General features: G+C 55.9%; 1 protein-coding gene. It reads right to left on the bottom strand.

Annotated features, from left to right (window positions below):
* On the bottom strand, window positions 1-202 hold a 202-nt coding region (locus tag JQC81_RS32500; protein WP_203275874.1), incomplete at its 3' end, for a hypothetical protein.
* Window positions 203-993: the final 791 nt, after the last annotated feature.

Genomic DNA, 993 nt, shown 5'->3' with positions numbered 1-993 from the left:
CGTGCGCGAACTGGTCGCGTTCGGCCGTGACTGTCTGGATCTGCTGATGAAGCCGCGCAATTTCAGCTTGAGCAGATCGCTCTTCAGTCCCGGAGAACAGCACCGAGTAGGCAAACAGCCCCAAGCCGATGATGGTAGCAGCCAAGAGGCCTTTTCCAGCCACTTGGAACAGTAATCCGGCATGGTTTCTCGCATCACTCATGATCGTACTCACGACTAAAAGATTGGAGCGCTTGAGCGCTCATGTGCTTATGACAGATCCGGAATGGGTCCAAGATGTGACATGAGTGGGGCTGGTCCGGGTCAGCCATCCGTATGGTTAGCCAAACGTAATCACCGACAGCCGATTATTATGGTGGGTCGCTCAGGGACATATCTGCCGGCTCATGCACTTTAGACGTGCCAAAGTGGTCCTGCCGGCGACCCTTGGATATCATCCGCACTATGGCGAACATGGCGAGTGACCACTGCACAGGAGTGCCACCCTAATTACTGGGACTCATCAGGAGCGAGTGTTGGGTAGCAGGCCACCCGATTACGACTGTAGGCTGAAGGGAACAGCCTCTCCTACCATTGCTACCAAGTCGATAGGGAGGCCTCCCGCTTCGGAAAGCCAGAATTGGAGTATCGCTGTTCAGTGAGAGCGAAGCCCAGGTTCGAAGACAATTTAGACAGACTAAGGGAGAGCTCCGGCTGCGAACCGGAACTCTCCTTCGTAACCTTGGTCGACTGCTGTTCAATCGACGTATGGAACGTCCTCTGGTGGCGGCTCAACTGGACTGGAATAGCGGCTGTGACGAGGGGCTCGGCGCTCCCAAGGCTCTGCGGTTTCTATCTCACCTGTAGAGCCGCAAACGCGATCCTGTCTAACAACCTCTTCTCCGAAGCTGTCGATGCGCCGTCTGACAACGGTTCCGCTGAAGTAGTTTGGACTTAATCTGACAGACGGTGTCGTTAGGCTGAGGCAAGAGCCGAGGCCGGGCGCGGAGTGGA

It is taken from the genome of Microvirga arabica, assembly GCF_016811235.1.
Classification (GTDB): Bacteria; Pseudomonadota; Alphaproteobacteria; order Rhizobiales; family Beijerinckiaceae; genus Microvirga; species Microvirga arabica.
The sequence above is the reverse complement of the archived record's forward strand: the minus strand, read 5'-3'. Positions and strand labels throughout refer to the sequence as shown.